The sequence below is a fragment of the Vibrio sp. NH-7 genome, assembly GCF_053643215.1.
Genome location: NZ_CM132187.1, coordinates 300,012 through 319,708 on the forward strand (window position 1 = coordinate 300,012; position 19,697 = coordinate 319,708).

Consider the following 19,697-nt stretch of genomic DNA (forward strand, 5'->3'; position numbering starts at 1 on the left):
TTTAAACTAAAGAGAGGACACAATGCAGGGTTCTGTAACAGAATTTCTTAAGCCACGTCTTGTTGACATTGAACAAGTTAGCACGACACACGCAAAAGTAACTCTTGAGCCATTAGAGCGTGGTTTTGGCCATACTCTTGGTAATGCACTTCGCCGTATTCTTCTATCTTCTATGCCAGGTTGTGCTGTAACAGAAGTAGAAATTGAAGGCGTACTTCATGAGTACAGCACTAAAGAAGGCGTTCAGGAAGATATTCTTGAAATCCTACTTAACCTTAAAGGTTTGGCTGTGCGCGTTGCCGAAGGCAAAGATGAAGTATTCATTACGCTAAACAAATCAGGCTCGGGCCCTGTGGTTGCAGGTGACATCACCCATGATGGTGATGTAGAGATCGCTAACCCAGAACACGTTATTTGTCACCTAACGGATGACAACGCTGAGATCGCTATGCGTATCAAAGTTGAACGTGGTCGCGGTTACGTTCCAGCTTCAGCTCGTATCCATACTGAAGAAGATGAGCGTCCAATTGGTCGCCTACTGGTTGACGCTACGTACAGCCCAGTAGATAAGATTGCTTACTCTGTAGAAGCAGCTCGTGTAGAGCAGCGTACAGATTTAGACAAGCTTGTTATCGACATGGAAACGAACGGTACTCTTGACCCTGAGGAAGCTATCCGTCGCGCAGCTACTATTCTAGCTGAGCAATTGGATGCGTTCGTAGATCTTCGTGATGTACGCGTACCTGAGGAGAAGGAAGAGAAGCCAGAATTCGATCCGATCCTACTGCGTCCTGTAGACGATCTTGAACTAACAGTTCGCTCTGCTAACTGTCTGAAAGCAGAAGCGATTCACTACATCGGTGATCTTGTACAGCGTACTGAGGTTGAGCTACTTAAAACGCCTAACCTTGGTAAAAAATCTCTTACTGAGATTAAAGACGTACTTGCATCACGTGGTCTGTCTCTGGGTATGCGCCTAGAAAACTGGCCACCAGCGTCTATCGCTGAAGATTAATCGATAATAGTTAGAAGGATTAGGTCATGCGCCATCGTAAGAGTGGTCGTCAACTCAACCGCAACAGCTCACATCGTAAAGCGATGTTCAGCAATATGGCTAGCTCTCTAGTACGTCATGAAGTTATCAAGACTACATTGCCAAAAGCAAAAGAGCTACGTCGCGTAGTTGAGCCTTTGATTACACTAGCTAAGACTGACAGTGTTGCTAACCGTCGTCTAGCGTTTGCACGTACTCGTGACAACGAAGTAGTTGCAAAACTATTTAACGAACTAGGTCCACGTTTTGCTGCTCGTCAGGGCGGTTACACTCGTATCCTAAAAGCTGGTTTCCGTGCTGGTGACAAAGCTCCAATGGCTTACATTGAGCTTGTAGATCGCCCAGCTGCTGAAGAAGCTGCTGAGTAATCAGGTTCGTAAGAACGAAAAAGCCGAGCATCAGCTCGGCTTTTTTGCGTTTGGGTGATAATCAACGCTTGGTAAAAGTGTCGAGAATCGGATTTACTTCCAGATTGCCCCTAGGTTGTCGAGTAAGCCAGAGCTTGCACCTTGACTTTGCAGAGCGCTTAGAATGATTGGCGTAAAGGTAGAGATCAGTGAAGGGTCCATCCCTAAAGCTGAAAATGCACTTTTTACTGTTTCGTTGTTTGCAATCATGGCCGTTAGACCACTTGATTGTAGTGAATCAAAACCTGGAACAAGTCCTGCCAGCTCACTTTTCTCTGAGCTACCCAATGAGTTTTGCGCGAGTGCGAGTAAAGAGCCCATACCACCGATAGCTTGTTCCGATGATACGTTAGCGCTGCTCTGGATTGCTGACACTAAATCGGTATCTGCTGCTCCTTGCTTGGACCAAGTTTGCACTGCTCCCATCAATGCGGCACTGGCAAGTTCACTGTAGCCACTGTTGCTTTTCGTTTGGTCTGTCTTTGATGTCGTTTGGCAGCCTATTAGAGCGAGACTTGCCAAAGCGGCTATTGCGATTTTCTTATTCATAACTTCTCCTTATTCAATACAACCGAACGCAGCGGTTCGGTTTGTGGTTCAGTATTATTCAAAAAAAACGGCGACACAATGTGCCGCCGTTATTAGATAAGCTAAAAATCCGAATTATAGGATATCTAATAGCTCAACTTCGAATACTAGAGCCGCGAATGGAGGGATTGCTGCACCAGCGCCACGCTCACCGTATGCTAGATCTTGTGGGATGTATAGTTTCCACTTAGAACCAACAGGCATTAGTTGAAGAGCTTCAACCCAGCCTTTGATCACGCCAGTAACTGGGAACTCAGCAGGTTGACCACGAGAAACAGAGCTGTCGAATACAGTGCCGTCTGTTAGCTCACCGTGGTAGTGTACGCGAACTTGCTTGTCAGACGTTGGAATCTCACCAGTACCTTCAGTAAGGATTTCGTACTGTAGACCTGACTCTAGAACCGTTACTTCTGGGCGCAGAGCGTTGTCTTTTAGGAACGCTTCACCGTCAGCTGCTGCTGCTTTTGCCGCTTCTTGACGAGCTGCTTCAGCGCGTTGATGCAGTTCTTGAAGTGCACCGTTGATCTCATCAATTTCCATAGCTGGCATGTCACCCACTAGTGCTGTAGCGATACCTGCAGCGATTGCATCAACGTTAAGACCTTCAAGACCAGAACCTGCTAGTTGCTGACCCATCTGTAGACCGATACCGTAGCTTGCTTTTTGCTCTACAGTCTCAAATTTTACTTCAGACATAGTGTCTCTCTTTGTATGGTTTGTGTTGAAGGGGTTAGGATACCAGGTATAGCGGTATGATGAAATGTTCCCCTTGAGATACTCTTCACCCAGCGAGAATGTGCGATTTAGATCGACTTTCACTCAATGCACTGCAAAATTTGACTTGTTGATAACTCAGAAGAGTGAAATTTCCTATACTCATGTACGGTTGGTTTTTATACTTGGAATGAAGCCCGCTTGGAGATGTGACGCGATGAATCGCAGAAAGAAAAAGAAACAACCCTCTGTGAATTATATTGAGCTAATGAAGCAAAAATGGTCATCGATAGATGGGCAGGCGATGAAAGACAAAGTAGCGGCGAGCTGGGCTCTGTTACCCAAGTTGCACCAACGCGCGCTTATGGTTCTTCTACCAATCGTATTACTCTTAATTCTGATACCGTTCCCTGAATCTCAGCCTGAAGTTACCCAAGGCGAACCTCAACGAGTTGAGATAGACATCAATACAACGGGTCTGAGTGAGCAAAAGAATGCTCGTCAGCAGCAACTTGCTTCCAGCGATTGGAAAGAATACCAAGTGAAAAGTGGCGACACATTAGCTCAGGTTTTTCGGAGTAACAATTTAGCCATGTCTGACCTCAATGCATTGGTGAAAGTGGAAGGTTCGGATAAGCCACTCAGTTACATCAAGCAAGGGCAGCTCGTGCGCTTTAAGTTGACGGAAGAAGGGCAATTAGACATCCTCCAACTGGAGAAAAAAGATCAGTCGGTGATGTTTTTCCGCCTCTCTGATGGAGGCTTTGGACGCAGTAAATAAGGCAATTATGCTCCTTTTGCCGCTGGCCTGAATCTGAGAGACCTCCAAGGGATCAGCGGCACAACGATCATCAATATTCCGACTAGGGTTAACCAATCGGGTACTTCCGAAAACCACACCACACCGAACAAAGTCACAAATACCAATCCTGAGTTTTCTGCTATCGCAATATTGCCCGCCGGCGCTCGTTTGTAGGCTGCAACAGCCAGTCCATTGTAAGAGAGTATTAACCCTGCACTTGCCAATATTAGCAGCAAGGAAGTGTTGCTGATGGGTTGCCAGTAGATCGCGCAAAGAATGGCTGACATTGGTAGTGACAGCAATGATGTCCAATATAGTGTCGTGACGACTGTTTGCTCTTTTGGTAATCGCCTCGCGGTGATGTTGAACAACGCCAGCGTCATTGCGGTCCCAAGAGCGAAGAGCGCAGCCCAGTGAAATTCCGAGGGGCGCAACACGACCAATACACCGACGAAACCGAATAAGCTTGCGAGAACTTTTCCCAGAGATGGGGTCTCCTTTAGTAACATCACTGAAAGAGGCAGCATCAAAAGAGGCGCGGCGTAGAAAACCGCATTTGCGGTTGCAAGGGGGAGATGAGTAATTGCGATGACCATACACCCACTGCCCATTAAGATTAAGTGGGCTCGCAGCAACTGAAGCTTCCAAGAGATAAGTGCTCTTTCTTTTTTAGGTTGGCGATGCCATAAAGGCCATATCAGTAGCAATGAAAATAGTTGACGAATAAAGACATACTGGAAGGTGGGGACGTCACCATCAAGCAGTTTTACGGCGATATCAGACACTGAGGCTGCAAAGTTGCCCAGTACGAGTAACAAGATGGCAAGGTGATGCGCGGACATCTATTCCTTGCTCAATTTCATATCGATATGAGGAATGTCGTCTTCCAAATACATGGGAGACGTTTGAACAAATCCATGTTTCTCGTAAAACTTAGCTAAGTGCTCTTGGGCGCCAATCTCAATAGACTGCTCTGGCCACAGTTGTTGGCAGGCGGAAAGTGCTTGCTGCAACAATTGATGGCCAAGCCCACTTCCTCGCTCATTTTCTTTCGTTGCGACACGACCAATACTCGCTGATGGGTAACTGATTCCGGGAGGGAGCAATCGAGCGCACGCAACTAACTGGTCATTGCGGTAGCCCAATAGATGATGTACACCTCTTTGATGATCTTTGTCGTCTAGTTCAGGGTAAGGGCATGTTTGTTCCACGACAAACACGTCAACGCGTAGCTTGAGTAGTTGATAAAGCTGAGTGGTTGAAAGCTGTTCAAAAGTGAGTTGTTGCCAGGTAATCATAGTTGTCCTTTTCACTAAGTGCTGAATCTTGACGACACTAACGGTCTTGCTCTATTGCGGCATTAACCATTGTTAATTTTGCATACGTTTTTTAATGCGGCTGAGGCTAATGGAGGTAATACCTAAGTATGCAGCCACTTGATAGTCGTTAAGGCGCTCATGCAAGTTTGGAAAGTGCTCACAGAACAGGGTATATCGCTCTTCTGGCGAGTAGAGCAGCATAAATCGTTCTTTGTTTTCCTTATGCATGAGTTGCGTTTCAAGCAGTTTGAGATAGATACCGTGTTTTTGCTCTCGCCAATTTCGCAGTGTCTCTATCGGTAGTGAAACGAGGGAGCAAGGTGTCAGAGACTCGAGAAGGTAAGGTGAAGGTTGTTGCTTGATTAGGCCCTCGAACCCAATGATCCAGTCGTTCTCCCAGTAAAACTCTTTGCTGAACTCTTTACCTTTCTCTGTGAGATAGGCGGAGTGGCAAATACCCTCTAGCAAAAAGTGAATCTCCTGAGCCACTTCTCCTTGATGAAGCAGAATGTGGCGTGTTGGTAGTTCTATCCATTTTGCAGACTGGCACAGCTGCTCTGTTTCGTCTGTGTTAAAGCCATGAGAGATGAGTTGCTTTTTAAAAACGTCGATCATAGAGCTGGGTATAGGTGGTTAACAGTGTCAAAGAGTGTAACTGATTTCACGCAAATGCCGAGCAACAAAAAAGCCGCGAACTTGGTCGCGGCTAGAATTGTGATAACTGAGTTACTTCTGCAGGTCGATTTGGTAAACCGCAAAGCCAACATCGTCGGTTGCGACACGCTTCATTGGGTATTGGCCTTTTTCTTCAATGAATTTCGCCGCTTTTTCACTTGGAGATGTTTCGAAGCGAATATCCAGCTGCTTGTCTGATTTGATTGGTGCAAATGACCAGTTGTTGTCTGCGCTCGGAGTGAACTGGCCTTTCTCATTGCTCACGCGAGTAATGTAAGACGCAATGACAGAGCGGTTTTCGTCTGGAGAATCAAATGCAACAAACTCAGAACCCGTACCTGGGAACTTATTGCTGTATGCACGGTAGTTATTGGTAGCGATGATGAAGTCCTGCTTCATATCAATCGGCTTACCTTGGTAGGTTAGGTTAACGATACGCTCGGCACCGTCATTCACTAGCTTACAATCACCGTCGTACTTAGCTGGTGTTGTCACATCAATTTGATAGTTCAGACCGTCAATGACATCAAAGTTGTAAGTACGGAAACCATCCCAGTCGATAAGACTTTGTGGAGCAGTACTGTTAACGTCAATTTGCTTGAACTGACCAGCTGTACATTCCAGCCACTCTTTGACTTCTTTACCCGTCACTTTCATTGCGACGAGCGTGTTCGGGTATAAGTAAAGATCGGCGGCATTACGGAAAGTCAGCTGACCGGATTCAACTTCAGTAAAGTTAGCAGGGTCGTTTTTACGGCCGCCCGCTTTAAATGGTGCGGCTGCAGAAAGGACTGGAATATCCGCAAGATCAGGGTCACCTTGGATAAAGCGCTCGACGTAATCTTTTTGCGCTAGGTTGACGATCTGTACCGTTGGGTCATCTTGGACAAGCGCCAAGAAGCTGTACATAACGTCGTTTGCTTTACCAATTGGTTGATTCACGAAATCACGCGTACCTTTGTGGTCTGCTTCAAGCGCTTTCACCATCTCAGCGTCCGCTTCAGCTAAAGATTTCTTCGCTTTCTTGTCGTAGATAGGGCGAGCTTCAGTTTGCCCTTTCACTACCGTCCACTTGCCATCTTTTTCTTTTAGCTCAAGGTCAATAACACCAACGTGGCTACCCCAACGACCTGGCATTACAGCCGCAACGCCGTTAATGGTGCCATTTTGGTTGTCTACGCCAGGGATATTGTCGAACCCTTTTCCTGGGAATACCGCGTGTGAGTGACCAAAGGCAATCGCATCAATGCCTTCTACCTGAGATAAGTAGTAGGTCGAGTTTTCTGCACCCACTTTATGTGGGTCGGAAGAGACACCAGAGTGAGGGATAGCAACGATAACGTCAGCGCCTTCCGCTTTCATTTGAGGAACGAGCTCTTCAGCCGTCTCTTTGATGTCTTTGGCGAACACTTTACCTTCTAGGTTTTTCTTGTCCCAGACCATGATTTGTGGCGGAACAAAGCCGATATAACCGACTTTAATTTCGTGTTCTACACCTTCTACATCTTTAAAGCTGTGCGATTTGATGATGTATGGCTTGAAGTAGTGTTTACCGGTTTTCTTGTCAAAAACGTTGGCGCTAACGTAAGGGAAGTCGGCGTCATTGATGGTTTCTGCTAAGAACTCCAAACCATAGTTGAACTCATGGTTACCAATGTTGCCCACATCATAGTTGAGTTGGTTCATGGCTTTGTATACCGGGTGGACTTCGCCTGCTTCAATACCTTTAGAGGCCATGTAGTCACCCATTGGGCTACCTTGGATCAGGTCCCCGTTGTCGACTAAAACACTGTTTTCCACTTCTGCACGGGCTTGTTTAACCAAAGTAGCAGTACGCGTTAAACCAATTTTTTGTGATGGTTTGTCTTTGTAGTAGTCGTAGTCCATGACATTGGTATGAATATCCGTGGTTTCTACGATGCGTAATTTGATTGTTTCTGCCATAGCTGGACCTGCCATGGTCAGCATTCCACCTAAAACAGCAATTGAAAGGGGTTTCACTGCTACTTTCATTTTTAAGCTCCGATAGCGTTAGTTGGGATCGTGCTTAATGTAACAAAATGAAATGAAACAATGATTTCAAACTCTAGTAATTTGTGATGTTACGCGGGCGCTTTATGGTGTTCTGCTGACAATCTCTCAAAATTGCTCAAACAACAACCGATGTTGGAACCCTCCTTATCAGTTATTGATATAAAAAATGAAATTTTAGAATTTCAGGTAATATGTATTGGCGGCCATAATGCCATCATCAATTAGGAAAGGATGTCACGATGGCGAGCAAGGATACAGTTTCTCAATTTCCGCGAAGTAACCGACAGACGTCGCGAACAGAACAAGCAAACCTCAATACGATTGGCCAGAGTGTTCTTGCTCAAGGAGAGGTGGCGTTAGTGGGATCTGGGCCTGGTGATGTCGAGTTACTGACTCTGAAAGCCATTCGTTTCCTGCAGCAAGCTGATGTCGTTTTATATGACTACCTTGTCTCGGATGAGATCATGGCATTGGTGCCAAGCGATACGATTTTGGTCTGTGTCGGTAAGCGCGCCGGTCATCACAGTGTTCCGCAAGAAAAAACCAACCAGCTGCTCGTCGATTTCGCTAAGCAAGGTCATCGCGTAGTTCGCATTAAAGGTGGCGATCCATTCATCTTTGGTCGCGGAGGAGAAGAGTTGGAAGTGCTTGCTGATGCGGGCATCTCTTTCCAAGTTATCCCAGGTATTACTGCCGCAGCAGGTGCGACCGCTTATGCCGGTATTCCATTGACTCATCGAGACTACGCTCAGTCAGCGATGTTTATTACTGGTCACCTAAAAGCAGAAAGCGATCAGATGGATTGGTCGACCCTTGCACGAGGTAATCAAACCTTGGTGATTTACATGGGGTTAATGAAGTCTGACTACATTGAAAGTCAGCTGATTGAACACGGTCGCTCCCCTGAAACGCCCATCGCCATCATTGAACGTGGCACTCAGGCAACCCAAAAAATATTCAAAGGTCAGCTAGCTCAACTGGCTGAACTTGCGAAAGACGCGCAATCACCGTCTCTCATCGTCATTGGTGAAGTGGTGTCTCTGTCAGACAAACTGGCGTGGTTCAATCCACAGCCTCTCGCACAGCAACGCCAATTCGCATAACTCATTATTTGATTAGTCAGAAGCTCATAGAGAGCCGCAAAGGAAGCACTAACATGGACCAAGAACGTTTAACCCACCTCAAGCAGCTCGAAGCGGAGAGTATTCATATCATCCGTGAAGTGGCGGCTGAATTTGATAACCCGGTGATGATGTACTCAATCGGTAAAGACTCATCGGTGATGCTGCATCTAGCTCGTAAAGCATTTTACCCAGGTAAAATTCCTTTTCCGCTGCTGCATGTCGACACTGACTGGAAATTCAAAGAGATGATTGAGTTTCGTGATCGCACTGCAGAGAAGTATGGCTTCGAGCTTTTGGTACATAAGAACCCAGAAGGTCTGGCGATGGGATGTAGCCCATTTGTGCATGGCTCTTCTAAGCATACCGACATCATGAAAACTCAGGGTTTGAAACAGGCTCTGAACAAGTATGGGTTTGATGCGGCATTTGGTGGTGCTCGTCGTGACGAAGAGAAATCTCGCGCAAAAGAGCGTGTCTACTCATTCCGAGACAAGAACCACACTTGGGATCCAAAAAACCAGCGTCCTGAGCTTTGGCGTACATACAACGGTCAAATCAACAAGGGTGAAAGCATCCGCGTCTTCCCATTGTCGAACTGGACTGAGCTAGATATCTGGCAATACATCTACCTAGAGAACATTGAAATTGTTCCTCTGTATTTGGCTGACAAACGTCCGGTCGTTGAGCGTGATGGCATGCTGATCATGGTTGATGATGATCGCATGAAGCTAGAGCCAGGCGAGAAAATTGAAGAGAAGAGTGTACGTTTCCGTACGCTTGGCTGCTACCCGTTGACTGGCGCAATTGAATCTGAAGCCAATACGTTAACGGGCATTATCGAAGAGATGTTGGTAGCGACCTCGAGTGAACGTCAAGGCCGCGCGATCGACCATGATCAGTCTGGATCGATGGAACTGAAAAAACGCCAAGGTTACTTCTAATTAAGGATCTAAGGAAAGAAACATGAATAGCGCAGTAGAAGCTCAATTAGAAGAGCTAGGTATCGAAGGTTACCTGACACAGCATCAATACAAATCACTACTTAGATTCCTGACTTGTGGATCAGTAGATGACGGCAAAAGTACTTTAATCGGTCGTTTGCTCCATGACTCGAAGCAAATTTATGAAGATCAGCTAGCGGCAGTGCACAACGACAGCCAACGTGTCGGCACAACGGGCGAGCGCCCAGACTTAGCCTTGCTGGTTGATGGCTTGCAAGCAGAGCGTGAGCAAGGGATCACCATCGATGTCGCTTACCGTTATTTTTCGACTCAAAAACGCAAGTTCATTATAGCCGACACTCCTGGACATGAGCAGTACACACGCAACATGGCGACAGGTGCGTCAACGTGTGATCTAGCAGTGATCTTAATTGATGCCCGTAAAGGGGTGCTCGATCAAACGCGCCGTCACTCGTTCATTTCGAACCTGCTTGGCTTGAAGCACTTTATTGTCGCCGTGAACAAAATGGATCTTGTCGATTATTCTCAAGAGCGTTTTGAAGAAATTCGTGATGAATATCTTGAGTTTTCCAAGAACCTTCAGGGCGAAACCGACATTCAAATCATTCCACTATCTGCTTTAGAAGGGGATAACGTTGTGGAAGCAAGCCCACGAATGAGTTGGTTTGAAGGCCCGTCACTGCTTGAGTTACTCGAAAACGTCGATGTTGACCAAGATAAGACGTCTGGTGATTTTCGCTTCCCAGTTCAATACGTGAACCGCCCTAATCTCGATTTTCGAGGTTTTGCCGGCACGATTGCTTCAGGTAGCGTAAACGTTGGCGACAGCATTAAAGCGCTGCCGTCGGGCAAAACATCTAAAGTGGCACGCATTGTCACCTTTGATGGTGACTTAGAGCAAGCTCAAGCGGGTTTAGCAGTCACCCTGACATTGGAAGATGAGATTGATATCAGCCGTGGTGACTTGATTGTGCTGGAGAAGGCACAAGTCGAGTCAAGCAACCATCTGTTGGCAGACATCGTTTGGATGACTGAGCAGCCGCTGCAGCCGGGTCGCGAGTACGACATTAAGATTGCGGGTAAGAAAACCGTTGGTCGTGTGGAAGGAATTCGCCATCAATACGACATTAACAACCTGTCAACGCATAGCGCCGTAGAACTTCCGCTCAATGGTATTGGTCTGTGTGAACTAACGTTGACAGAGTCTGTGGCGCTTGATGCCTACCAATCATGTGCAGACACAGGTGGTTTTATCATCATTGACCGTCTTACTAATGTGACTGTTGGTGCTGGTCTTGTTCGTGAGAGCTTGACTCAAGTAGAAGCGAAAGCGGGTGATATTTCAGCTTTTGAAGTGGAACTCAATGCGCTTGTTCGTAAGCACTTCCCTCATTGGGAAGCAAAAGACATCAGCCAGTTATTGAAGTAGTCACTAGGCTGACAAGGAAGTGTTATGTGGCAACAAGGATTGGTATTGGCATTGTTATTGGGCATTGTTACATGCCTACTAACAACGCGGATTAAACCGAGCTTCATTTTTGCTGGCGCAGCCTTTATTGCGTTTCTTGCTGGCATGATTGAGGTAGGCGAGGTTGCCACAAACTTTACTAACTCTTCTTTGGTGACTCTTGTGCTGTTGATCTTAGCGTCGGCAGCACTAGAGAAGACTCGCTTGATCAGTTGGGTGAGTCGATCGCTATCAACAGGGCGGTTAGGTACCGTAGTGGCGAAACTGGGTGTCTCGACTGCTCTGCTCTCTTCTTTCACGAATAACACAGCAGTGGTTGTGTCGCTGATTGGTGCGATTAAGCGCAATCAACAGCATGCACCTTCAAAGCTGTTGATCCCTCTCTCATATGCCGCGATCTTAGGGGGCACCTTAACGTTGATCGGAACGTCAACGAATTTGATCATCAACAGCTTTGTGGAAGACGCAGGGCTCCCGAGTCTAGGGTTTTTCACGCCGACTATGATCGGCCTTTCTGTTCTGGTTGGTGGACTCTTGATCTTGGTGCCATTAAGTTACCTGCTTCCCAACCATGATGATCACAATCAAGATGATCTTCCTTACTTTTTGGAAGCTCGCGTAGAGCCAGGATCGCCACTGGTTGGGCGCAGCATTAGTGAGAATAATCTTCGCGCACTGAGAAAACTGTTCCTAGCGGAAGTGATTCGCGATGGTCAAACGATGCCTTCCGTCGACCCTGACTTTGTTCTCCAAGCTCGCGACCGTCTTCTGTTTTGTGGTGATATTGAAAGTGTTGCCACATTGCAAGAAATCCAAGGTTTGACGCTGTTTGGTCAGCATCACTTGAATGGACAAAACTTTGTGGAAGTGGTGGTGAGTTCATCGGCAAGCTTTTGCAATAAGACTCTGAAATCGAGCCATTTCCGAGATCGGTTTGATGCTGTGGTGGTTGCCATTCGTCGAGGCCATGAGCGTCTTCAAGGTGGACTTGGGAACATTACGCTCAATGCGGGTGATACCCTAGTGTTGGTGCCAGGTAAACGATTTGAACAAGAGCGACAAGCGCATCGCAAAGAATTCGTCCTAATGAATGATCTTGATTCGAGCGCACGTCTTGATGCCAACAAGTCTGCGATCGTTTTGATCGGTTTTGCCAGTGTCATAGGGCTTGCGCTTCTTAATGTTGTGCCGTTAATTAAAGGGCTCTCGGTCTTCCTCTCTTTAACTTTGTTTACTGGCATTGTTCAACTTAGTGAGCTGCGCCGCCGCTTTCCTATCGATATTGTGGTGATTGTTGGCTCTGCGCTTTCTATCGCTCAGCTTATGCTTTCGTCTGGATTATCGATGGCATTGGGCCAAATGTTTATTGAAGCATTCAACGGCTGGGGAGTGTTTGGCGCTATCGTTGCGACTTACTTGTTGACTCTGATTTTAACCGAACTGGTAACCAACAATGCAGCCGCAGCCTTGGCCTTTCCAATTGGTTACAGCATGGCCATTGGTTATGGGGTTGACCCAATGCCGTTTGTAATGGCGGTGTTGTTTGGTGCGAGCGCGAGTTTTATCTCTCCTTACGGATATCAAACTAACTTATTGGTTTACACCGTAGGGAACTACAAATTGACCGACTATATTCGTGTGGGAATACCGTTATCAATCGTATATTCAGTGCTGGTATTGGCGCTTATTCCCCAGTTTTTCCCGTATTAAAAGGACACAGTTATGACAACGGAAACGCCAACTAAGGATGAAAATATCGTTTGGCATAAGCATGCTATCGATAAGCAGTTTCGTGCTAACTTAAAGCAGCAAAAACCAGCTGTGCTTTGGTTTACAGGTCTTTCAGGTGCAGGAAAATCCACTGTGGCTGGAGCGTTAGAAAACAAGCTAGCAGAACTGGGCTACCACACCTATTTGCTTGATGGTGACAATGTTCGACATGGTTTGTGTAGTGATTTGGGCTTTTCTGAGCAAGATCGCCGAGAAAACATACGTCGCATCGGTGAGCTATCTAAACTCATGGCTGACGCAGGTTTAATCGTTCTCTCGGCTTTTATTTCCCCTCACCGAACAGAGCGTCAGCTTGTCCGAGACCTGCTTCCGGAAGGGGAGTTTATTGAAGTCTTCGTCAATGCATCTCTTGAGGTATGTGAGCAACGCGACCCTAAAGGGCTGTATAAAAAAGCGCGAGCAGGAGAAATCCCTAATTTTACAGGAATCGACTCTGAATATGAGGCTCCCATCAATCCAGAGATCGATTTGTTAGCGGGAGAAAAATCAATTGATGAGCTGGTGGATGACTGTTTGCAAGCTCTAAAGGCGCGCAACATTATTGCATGACCTAATAAAAAAGCTTCCCGAGGGAAGCTTTTTTGGTCTCGCTGAGCGGTTACTCGAAGCAGATCTCAATGAAGGCATTACCCCATTGAGATGAAAAAGGCATGATGATGATTGAGCCTTCACATTTATGACGAATCGTATGGCCTTTACCAGACACGACAACAGGCGTTGCCATATCAAAGTCGAAACCGCTATCTGCTAGAATACGTTTTGCGCCACCTGTTACCATGTTGGTGATTTCACCCACCATATCGGTTACTTCGTCGTTTAGACCATTCGGGCGCTCACCTAGCATGTTTTGCATGATTTCTAATGCAAGACTCTCATCAAAGGTAATAGACATAGAACCGCGGCTTTGCGGACCAACCATCCCTATTAAACCTGATACATCCCCACGTGCGATTTCATCTTTCTTAACACGAGGTTTTTGTGGCTTCAGCTCCAGTGAAGCCATCGTCTTTAGAACGTTCATTAAAGAAGCTAAAAACGGGTTTACAAATTCAGCGCGCATAACTTTCTTCTATATCTTTATTTCGCTTATTCGGATGAGCAGTTTTTACAAACACCGTGAGATTCAATCACATGGTTGGTGATGGTAAATCCATGCTTTTCCGCATTGTTAACTAACAAGGCTACCAAACTATCATCTAGCAGTTCAATAACATTACTGCATTTATCACAGATCAGCATGTGTGAATAATGCGTGTGGGCGTTACAAGAGCCACATTGGATATAGCTGTTGGTTGACTCGACTCGATGAATAAACCCCTGTTCTAACAAAAACTCCAAGGCTCTATAGACCGTTGGCGGCTTTGCTTGAGGTTCAGTCTGTTTCAAATCCTCTAACAGCTCATAAGCGCTTGATGCTTTGGGGCTCGCACAGATTAACTCAAATACACGCTTACGCTGTGAAGTGAGTCGTACGCCGCGAGCAGCGCATATTTCTTCAATTTGTGTGACTAGCTGTTGATCCAAACTGTTCACCATTCCTCATGGACATTTTTAATAATATACCATTTATTGAGGTTTATCGTTGATCTATGGGTAATTTATGATTGCTTGTTCAGTTAGTTACCCCAATGAACCTTAATGGCTTATGCCGCCTAAGTTACTCTAAGTTGATGGAAAACGAAACAAGATCAGTAATAGTTAGCACCGTTTTGCTGTCTTGGTGACAGTATGGTATGTGCTTAGAGGTAGATTCTATTGTTGATAGACAAGGGCGTGGCGAGCAAATGAAACTGGTGGCCTCGTTAGTACCGATGGCGCTTGGTCTATGGGAAACATTACGTAACGAGAGCAAGTAATGGCAGAGTACCAAACCCTAATCATAGCTGCGGTGAGCGCAATCTCTAGTGGTATTGGTGTTGGCGTTGGCGTGGCGATTAAAACCGACCTCAAGTGGGTCCGTCGGACGATGGAAAAAATGGAATAGCGGATTGTTCGCCTAGAATTAGCCCCCCGCAAAACTAATTGTGTTATGAAGACGGAAGTTCGCTAATAAACTCTATGTTTTTGATTGTGCTTGGTTATTTATTGGCCTTGTGAATATTGACTTGGTTGTATATTCATTGCTCTAATTGGCGAGTAGTGAAGATTTAAGGTATTGGAACGGGAGTTGTACAAAAAAGGCAAGAATAAATTCACGCTCAGTTTCGGACACGATCGTTTGAATTACTGTTATGAATAATCGCTGGGTAAAGGTGATACAGAAAGAGTCCTTAACTTGTCATAAACCTAACCATTTGTTTAATAATGATTCACAACGCTTGGCTTTTTGCATTTAAGAAGAAGTAAGGATAATTAATTGAAAAAACTTATATTTATAGTTTTATTAAGTTTGTCGGGTACCGCCTTTTCAGAATCGAGCGTAAAGCCATTGTCTGAAAAACTAGAAAAAGAAATAAGTGAAAATATGAGTGAGAGCTCTTATTTTCCAATATTAAAACCAGGTGATTGGGTGGGTATTTCCCATGGTGCGGTACGTCAAACGTTGATTGGAGAACCTGAAAAACCTGACTTGGTTATTGGTTTTGGAATGGATACTTCTGAAAACTTCGTCTTTCTAATGCACAGTGATGAAAATAAGCTCAATATACAAAATGTTGTAAATAATGCCTACTCTAATCTAGAGAATATGGATGTTGTGTTTACACCTTCTCTGGCTCTTGATGGCAAAGTTCTTACAGCTAGCGGTAAACCATTTAGTAGTGAAGCTATTCTGTCAAAGAAGCATATGTTAAAGGCCCATGAACTTTTAGACGCGAAACAAATGCTCGTGTCTATTCCTAGGAGAACTGGCTTAATGGCCGTTTCACGTGACGCACCGGAAGAAATATTAAACCAGTTCATTTATCTTCACTCTCATGCATGGAACGATGCAAGCTACGGTAATGCTCCCATAGCTAATGCTCTTTTTTTGCTAGAAGAGGGAGATATTGTCGGAATTATCCCAATGGATTAAATCTATTACCTATTGATCTTTTAATAGTTATTTATTGGTATGACACAAAAGGCTCATTTATGAGCCTTTTTGTGTAACTGTTGAGGAAACAATTGCGTATAAACCTGCCAAAGCACATTCAAACTTCTATGCCCTGTGACTTGGGCGACTTCCTCAATCGAGTATCCTTTTTCAAACAAGCGGCTTGCCCCATCTCTTCTCAAGTCGTGATACCTCAAATCTTCAATGCCCAGTTCGTTGCGTACTCTTTGGAATCCTGCGCTTACGCTTCGCGGGTTGTAGGGAAAGATGCGATCGCTTTTCTTTGGTTGTTTGAGGGCAATATCGAATGACTCCCCAAGCAAAGGAACAAGCATGTGGTTGCCGGTCTTTTTGCGCGGGTCTTTTCTGTCTCTTACCACTACAGTTTTGTTTTCTTGGTCGAGATCTTCCCATCGAATCGAACAGATTTCACCAATGCGCATACAGGTAAGGATGCTGAACTCAAGAATGTCGGTAAATGGGATTCGTGTTTTCCCATTCGGTCTAAAGGACTCCCTTTTCTCCAAACCTTCTTTCAATAATTTCAATTCTTCGGAAGTAGGGCGGCGAGTGCGCTTCTGACTTTTTCCTATTAAGCCCATATCAGTCAGAACTGGAACCGCTTCATCAAATATCTGAAAATTGGCTGCAATGTTGAAAACGGGTTTGGCTTTCTTCATCACTGAACGTAGGTAAGCAATATCGTGATAGATGGTAGCGCCGCCAGCTCCCGCGCCCTTGCGGTTTTTGCAGTGTTGGATCAGGTCACTGGTTTTCAGTTCATTGCTCTCAACTTTTGCAATGTCACAATCTCTAAGTCACTTAATCACATAGCGCTTAGTTCGTCCGGTTCTGTTCCACAATTCGGGTTCGGCCATGAAAGAATCAAGGAGTACCGCGAGGGGGACTGACTTGGGCCTGTTCAGTACCCCTTCTGACTCCAGTTCAGCCACTCTGCGCATCCCATATGATTTAGCGAGTGCTTTCTTTTTTAGAGTTTTGCTTTCCCTGTGTATAATGCGCGAATCTTTTTTTACGACTACTGTTACCTTGAACCTAAGTTCACCGCTTTTTAGCTTACGAGTTTCTATGCTGTAGCTTGCCATTTGTCCTACTCCTTGAGGGGGACTATAGGGGGACTGGAAGAGGATTTTCCATCAGATTCTAGGTAATTTACTGTATATGTGTACAGTGTTAATTTGAGACTAAATCATGCAAAACACTGATAAAGCCAATAAATACGCCGCGAATCGTTTTTCTATAGCACCCATGCTCGATTGGACTCACTTTTAAACTATTGCTAGTCTCGCTAGTAAGTCATACGTACTAAATGCGTACCAGACTATTGAAAACCACTTATTGGCGTATAAAGCCCTCCTAACGTTTCATCTTCTTCATAGCAAACTAGAAAAGCATCTACCACGTAGGGGTCATACAGTTTATTCCTGCCTTGTTTTAAGGTTTCTAAGGCTTTTAATGCCCCTACAGCCTTTCTATAGGGCCTATCACTTGCCATGGCGTCAAACGTGTCAGCTACTGCAATGATGCGAGCCTCAAGCACTATTTTGTTCCCTTTTATTCCATGTGGGTAACCTGAACCGTCAAGTCTTTCATGGTGTTGTTCGATCATTTCTTTGATTGGCCAAGGAAAACAAACCTCGCTAAAAATTTTTGCTCCAACTTCTGAGTGGCTTTGGAGTAACGTGTATTCTGCGGGAATAAGCCTCCCCAACTTATTTAATATCTGAGAAGGAATCGCAATTTTACCGATATCATGCACTAGTGCTCCTATGATTAATCCTTCCTTTACCTCTTCTTTGAGAGATAGCTTTTTTGCTATCAGAGCACATATATGTGAGACGTTTCTTTGGTGAGATGAGGTGTACTCATCACGAATCTCAAGGGCGCGAGATATTGCCCCGAGCATATCGGTCATGATCTCTAAAGGACTATGAGATTCAAATGCGAGCTGATTCTTTGAATGAACAGAGTCTATTCTATTAGCCTTCGATTGAACCTCTGGCCAGAAATCGTTGACTCTTCTGAAGAAATCAGAGACGAACTCTTTAGTATATGGGTCTTTGCTGTTACCTATCCCAATGACGGCAACCACATCATGATCTTGTATCAATGGAACACTGAAGTGATGGGTTAGTTTAATATGACCTTCAGGCAAAGAGTCAATTGTCGAGTAATTCGCGTCATAGTGGTTATGTATGACTGGCTTTTGGGCTCGTATGCTGTCCGCCCATATTCCGGCAGACGATAGTGGATAGTGAGTTTCATGAATTGAGTGGCAGTGTTCCAAAACTGAAGTTGACCAAACATTTAGAGTAATTTCATCACTAGAGCGGGAATAAAAATGGAAGTAGCCAATATCACTTTGAGTTTCTTGCACTAAGAAATCGATGAGATCTCTATAGAAATCATGACTCGTCAAATATTCCCTTTGTGTAAGTAAATTGATATCCATATAGCTTATAGACTCACATCGTTTTTTTCTTTTAAATTATGCTAATAGTTTAGTATATTTTGTTAGCTACATTCTTTGCCCTGACCAAACCACTTCACCAATGATTTCAAAGTCTGCGCTTTGAATATCTTTCTTCGATAGCTCCCAAGGTTCGTAATCTGGGTTATCACTCACAACTTTGATTCCGTGTGGCAAAAACTGAATACGTTTCACCATCAAGCGGCCATCAAAGCGGAAAACGTAGATACCGTCATTTGAGAATCCATCAACACGATTAACCATCACAATGCTCTGGTTCTTGAGCGTTGGGCTCATGCTGTCACCACGGACAGGCATTAGGAAAATATTGTTTGGGTTGAAACCAAGCTCTTGTCTAATGAACTTCTCACTAAACACCATGGCACTCGATTCTTCTTCTTTTTCAACCAGTGCCCCATGACCCGCACTTACCTCAACGTCATAGAATTTGAGTTCTAGGTAGCCACGGGGAGCAAGTGAGCCATTTTGTGACAGCTCTCTAGCTTTGATGAAAATATCCTCAGGGATGTGGTTTCGGTGTTTCCAGTTGGAAATTGTCTTTGGAGACTTACCAAGAGCCTTTGCTAAATCAACGTTCTTAGCGGTGTTGGTTAATCGCTTAAGCTCTTTTAGTTGTTCCTCAAAACTTCCCATAAAAATATCTCCGTGTACTTTTGGGGTTGATTTAAGAAATTAGATCCTCAATAATTCCCTTTGTTGAGTTTGGGGATGTTAAGGGGAACTAGAATTTCCTTTAACTCCCTCTAGTGTACTACACGGAGGAAGTATGAATACAAGTTTTGCCCTATTAGCTCGTTTTGAAAGTCCAACTGTTGAGCTAAAACAAATTAGCCAAGAATTTTTTGGCATCACACCTAAGACAGCGGAGCAGCGAGCGAAAGCCTGTGATTTCCCTGTTCCTACCTTCAAGTTGCGTGATTCTGAGCGCAGCCCCTCTCTAATTAAAGTCGAAGACTTGGCCGCTTATATCGACAAGCGACACAAAGAAGCAAAGCAAGATTGGCTATCAGTTAACGGTTAGGGAGAGAAGACAATGAATACACCCATTCACGCAATCAACATTGATTTTACTCACTCAAGCGAAGCCAAAGCACTGCTTGAGGCTATTGGCTCACGAATCGCACCCGTACCCAATGCAGAAGCCTATTTGGATCAGGTTTGTTGCCAACTCCAAGAGGCCATTGAGCTGCTAGAGAGTTTGGAGGTGTAACTG

23 protein-coding genes and 1 pseudogene are annotated in these 19,697 nt (G+C 45.0%); 13 read left to right on the forward strand and 11 right to left on the reverse strand.

What is annotated here, in order from left to right; all coding sequences use genetic code 11:
- Positions 1-22: 22 nt before the first annotated feature.
- Together ACUALS_RS01510 and rplQ are read left to right on the forward strand one after the other, a co-directional pair.
- Positions 23-1,015 (forward strand): DNA-directed RNA polymerase subunit alpha, encoded by a 993-nt coding sequence (locus tag ACUALS_RS01510; protein ID WP_004410407.1) that lies wholly within the window; start codon positions 23-25, stop codon positions 1,013-1,015.
- Positions 1,016-1,041: 26 nt separating this feature from the next.
- Positions 1,042-1,422, forward strand: a complete 381-nt coding sequence (rplQ, locus tag ACUALS_RS01515) for a 50S ribosomal protein L17 (protein ID WP_005383141.1) — start codon at positions 1,042-1,044, stop codon at positions 1,420-1,422.
- 93 nt (positions 1,423-1,515) lie between these two features.
- Here rplQ and ACUALS_RS01520 read toward each other — a convergent pair whose 3' ends face one another.
- Entirely contained in the window at positions 1,516-2,010 is a 495-nt protein-coding gene (locus tag ACUALS_RS01520; RefSeq protein WP_454448710.1) for a DUF2780 domain-containing protein, read from the reverse strand.
- Positions 2,011-2,124: 114 nt separating this feature from the next.
- Complete coding sequence (locus ACUALS_RS01525; RefSeq protein WP_454448711.1) at positions 2,125-2,745, reverse strand: FKBP-type peptidyl-prolyl cis-trans isomerase; 621 nt, start codon at positions 2,743-2,745, stop codon at positions 2,125-2,127.
- A gap of 235 nt (positions 2,746-2,980) precedes the next feature.
- Here ACUALS_RS01525 and ACUALS_RS01530 point away from each other — a divergent pair, with 235 nt between their 5' ends.
- Positions 2,981-3,544: a LysM-like peptidoglycan-binding domain-containing protein gene (locus ACUALS_RS01530; protein WP_038139316.1), complete on the forward strand. Its 564-nt coding sequence runs from the start codon at positions 2,981-2,983 to the stop codon at positions 3,542-3,544.
- A 5-nt stretch (positions 3,545-3,549) separates the two neighbouring features.
- Here the strand turns inward: ACUALS_RS01530 and ACUALS_RS01535 are convergent, their stop codons facing one another.
- From ACUALS_RS01535 to cpdB, 4 genes are all read right to left on the reverse strand, one after another.
- On the reverse strand, positions 3,550-4,407 hold the full coding sequence (locus tag ACUALS_RS01535; protein ID WP_331398571.1) for a DMT family transporter: 858 nt from the start codon (positions 4,405-4,407) through the stop codon (positions 3,550-3,552).
- Positions 4,408-4,863 carry a GNAT family N-acetyltransferase gene (locus ACUALS_RS01540; protein ID WP_454448712.1) on the reverse strand — a complete coding sequence of 152 codons (456 nt, stop codon included), beginning with the start codon at positions 4,861-4,863 and terminating at the stop codon, positions 4,408-4,410.
- Positions 4,864-4,935: 72 nt separating this feature from the next.
- On the reverse strand, positions 4,936-5,499 hold the full coding sequence (locus ACUALS_RS01545; protein ID WP_454448713.1) for a Crp/Fnr family transcriptional regulator: 564 nt from the start codon (positions 5,497-5,499) through the stop codon (positions 4,936-4,938).
- A gap of 111 nt (positions 5,500-5,610) precedes the next feature.
- Complete coding sequence (gene cpdB, locus ACUALS_RS01550) at positions 5,611-7,572, reverse strand: 2',3'-cyclic-nucleotide 2'-phosphodiesterase (RefSeq protein WP_039484487.1); 1,962 nt, start codon at positions 7,570-7,572, stop codon at positions 5,611-5,613.
- Positions 7,573-7,832: 260 nt separating this feature from the next.
- On the opposite strand from cpdB, the gene cobA reads away from it, so the two are divergent.
- The 5 genes from cobA to cysC are packed head-to-tail and all read left to right on the forward strand — an operon-like array spanning position 7,833 to position 13,487.
- Positions 7,833-8,696 carry a uroporphyrinogen-III C-methyltransferase gene (gene cobA, locus ACUALS_RS01555; protein ID WP_038192779.1) on the forward strand — a complete coding sequence of 288 codons (864 nt, stop codon included), beginning with the start codon at positions 7,833-7,835 and terminating at the stop codon, positions 8,694-8,696.
- Positions 8,697-8,749: 53 nt separating this feature from the next.
- Positions 8,750-9,658: a sulfate adenylyltransferase subunit CysD gene (gene cysD / locus ACUALS_RS01560; RefSeq protein ID WP_005475906.1), complete on the forward strand. Its 909-nt coding sequence runs from the start codon at positions 8,750-8,752 to the stop codon at positions 9,656-9,658.
- Positions 9,659-9,680: 22 nt separating this feature from the next.
- The gene (cysN, locus tag ACUALS_RS01565) at positions 9,681-11,108 is read left to right on the forward strand and encodes a sulfate adenylyltransferase subunit CysN (protein ID WP_454448714.1); all 1,428 of its coding nucleotides are present in this window, start codon (positions 9,681-9,683) and stop codon (positions 11,106-11,108) included.
- A gap of 24 nt (positions 11,109-11,132) precedes the next feature.
- A complete protein-coding gene (locus ACUALS_RS01570) occupies positions 11,133-12,857 on the forward strand; it encodes an SLC13 family permease (protein WP_038139330.1) in 1,725 nt (574 codons plus the stop codon).
- A gap of 12 nt (positions 12,858-12,869) precedes the next feature.
- Complete coding sequence (gene cysC, locus ACUALS_RS01575) at positions 12,870-13,487, forward strand: adenylyl-sulfate kinase (protein WP_038192773.1); 618 nt, start codon at positions 12,870-12,872, stop codon at positions 13,485-13,487.
- A 49-nt stretch (positions 13,488-13,536) separates the two neighbouring features.
- Here the strand turns inward: cysC and ACUALS_RS01580 are convergent, their stop codons facing one another.
- Positions 13,537-13,998, reverse strand: coding sequence for a chemotaxis protein CheX (locus ACUALS_RS01580; RefSeq protein WP_005475940.1), 462 nt, complete (start codon positions 13,996-13,998; stop codon positions 13,537-13,539).
- A 26-nt stretch (positions 13,999-14,024) separates the two neighbouring features.
- Positions 14,025-14,474 carry a zinc uptake transcriptional repressor Zur gene (gene zur / locus ACUALS_RS01585; protein ID WP_005475957.1) on the reverse strand — a complete coding sequence of 150 codons (450 nt, stop codon included), beginning with the start codon at positions 14,472-14,474 and terminating at the stop codon, positions 14,025-14,027.
- A 197-nt stretch (positions 14,475-14,671) separates the two neighbouring features.
- On the opposite strand from zur, the gene ACUALS_RS01590 reads away from it, so the two are divergent.
- From ACUALS_RS01590 to ACUALS_RS01600, 3 genes are all read left to right on the forward strand, one after another.
- Positions 14,672-14,794: a hypothetical protein gene (locus ACUALS_RS01590; protein WP_454448715.1), complete on the forward strand. Its 123-nt coding sequence runs from the start codon at positions 14,672-14,674 to the stop codon at positions 14,792-14,794.
- A complete protein-coding gene (locus ACUALS_RS01595) occupies positions 14,794-14,922 on the forward strand; it encodes a hypothetical protein (protein WP_454448716.1) in 129 nt (42 codons plus the stop codon). Before ACUALS_RS01590 ends, ACUALS_RS01595 begins: the two co-directional genes overlap by 1 nt.
- Positions 14,923-15,294: 372 nt before the next feature.
- Positions 15,295-15,951, forward strand: a complete 657-nt coding sequence (locus tag ACUALS_RS01600) for a hypothetical protein (protein ID WP_454448717.1) — start codon at positions 15,295-15,297, stop codon at positions 15,949-15,951.
- Between the two features lie 53 nt (positions 15,952-16,004).
- Here ACUALS_RS01600 and ACUALS_RS01605 read toward each other — a convergent pair.
- The 3 genes and pseudogenes from ACUALS_RS01605 to ACUALS_RS01615 all read right to left on the reverse strand — a co-directional run bounded on the left by ACUALS_RS01605 (position 16,005) and on the right by ACUALS_RS01615 (position 19,117).
- Positions 16,005-17,078: pseudogene (locus tag ACUALS_RS01605) on the reverse strand (site-specific integrase).
- Positions 17,079-17,314: 236 nt separating this feature from the next.
- The gene (locus ACUALS_RS01610) at positions 17,315-18,445 is read right to left on the reverse strand and encodes an HD domain-containing phosphohydrolase (RefSeq protein ID WP_454448718.1); all 1,131 of its coding nucleotides are present in this window, start codon (positions 18,443-18,445) and stop codon (positions 17,315-17,317) included.
- Positions 18,446-18,511: 66 nt separating this feature from the next.
- Positions 18,512-19,117 (reverse strand): S24 family peptidase, encoded by a 606-nt coding sequence (locus tag ACUALS_RS01615; protein ID WP_454448719.1) that lies wholly within the window; start codon positions 19,115-19,117, stop codon positions 18,512-18,514.
- Between the two features lie 133 nt (positions 19,118-19,250).
- On the opposite strand from ACUALS_RS01615, the gene ACUALS_RS01620 reads away from it, so the two are divergent.
- Both ACUALS_RS01620 and ACUALS_RS01625 read left to right on the forward strand, forming a co-directional pair.
- Positions 19,251-19,505, forward strand: coding sequence for a pyocin activator PrtN family protein (locus ACUALS_RS01620; RefSeq protein WP_038215984.1), 255 nt, complete (start codon positions 19,251-19,253; stop codon positions 19,503-19,505).
- 12 nt (positions 19,506-19,517) lie between these two features.
- Positions 19,518-19,694, forward strand: a complete 177-nt coding sequence (locus ACUALS_RS01625; RefSeq protein WP_005475975.1) for a hypothetical protein — start codon at positions 19,518-19,520, stop codon at positions 19,692-19,694.
- Positions 19,695-19,697 lie beyond the last annotated feature (3 nt).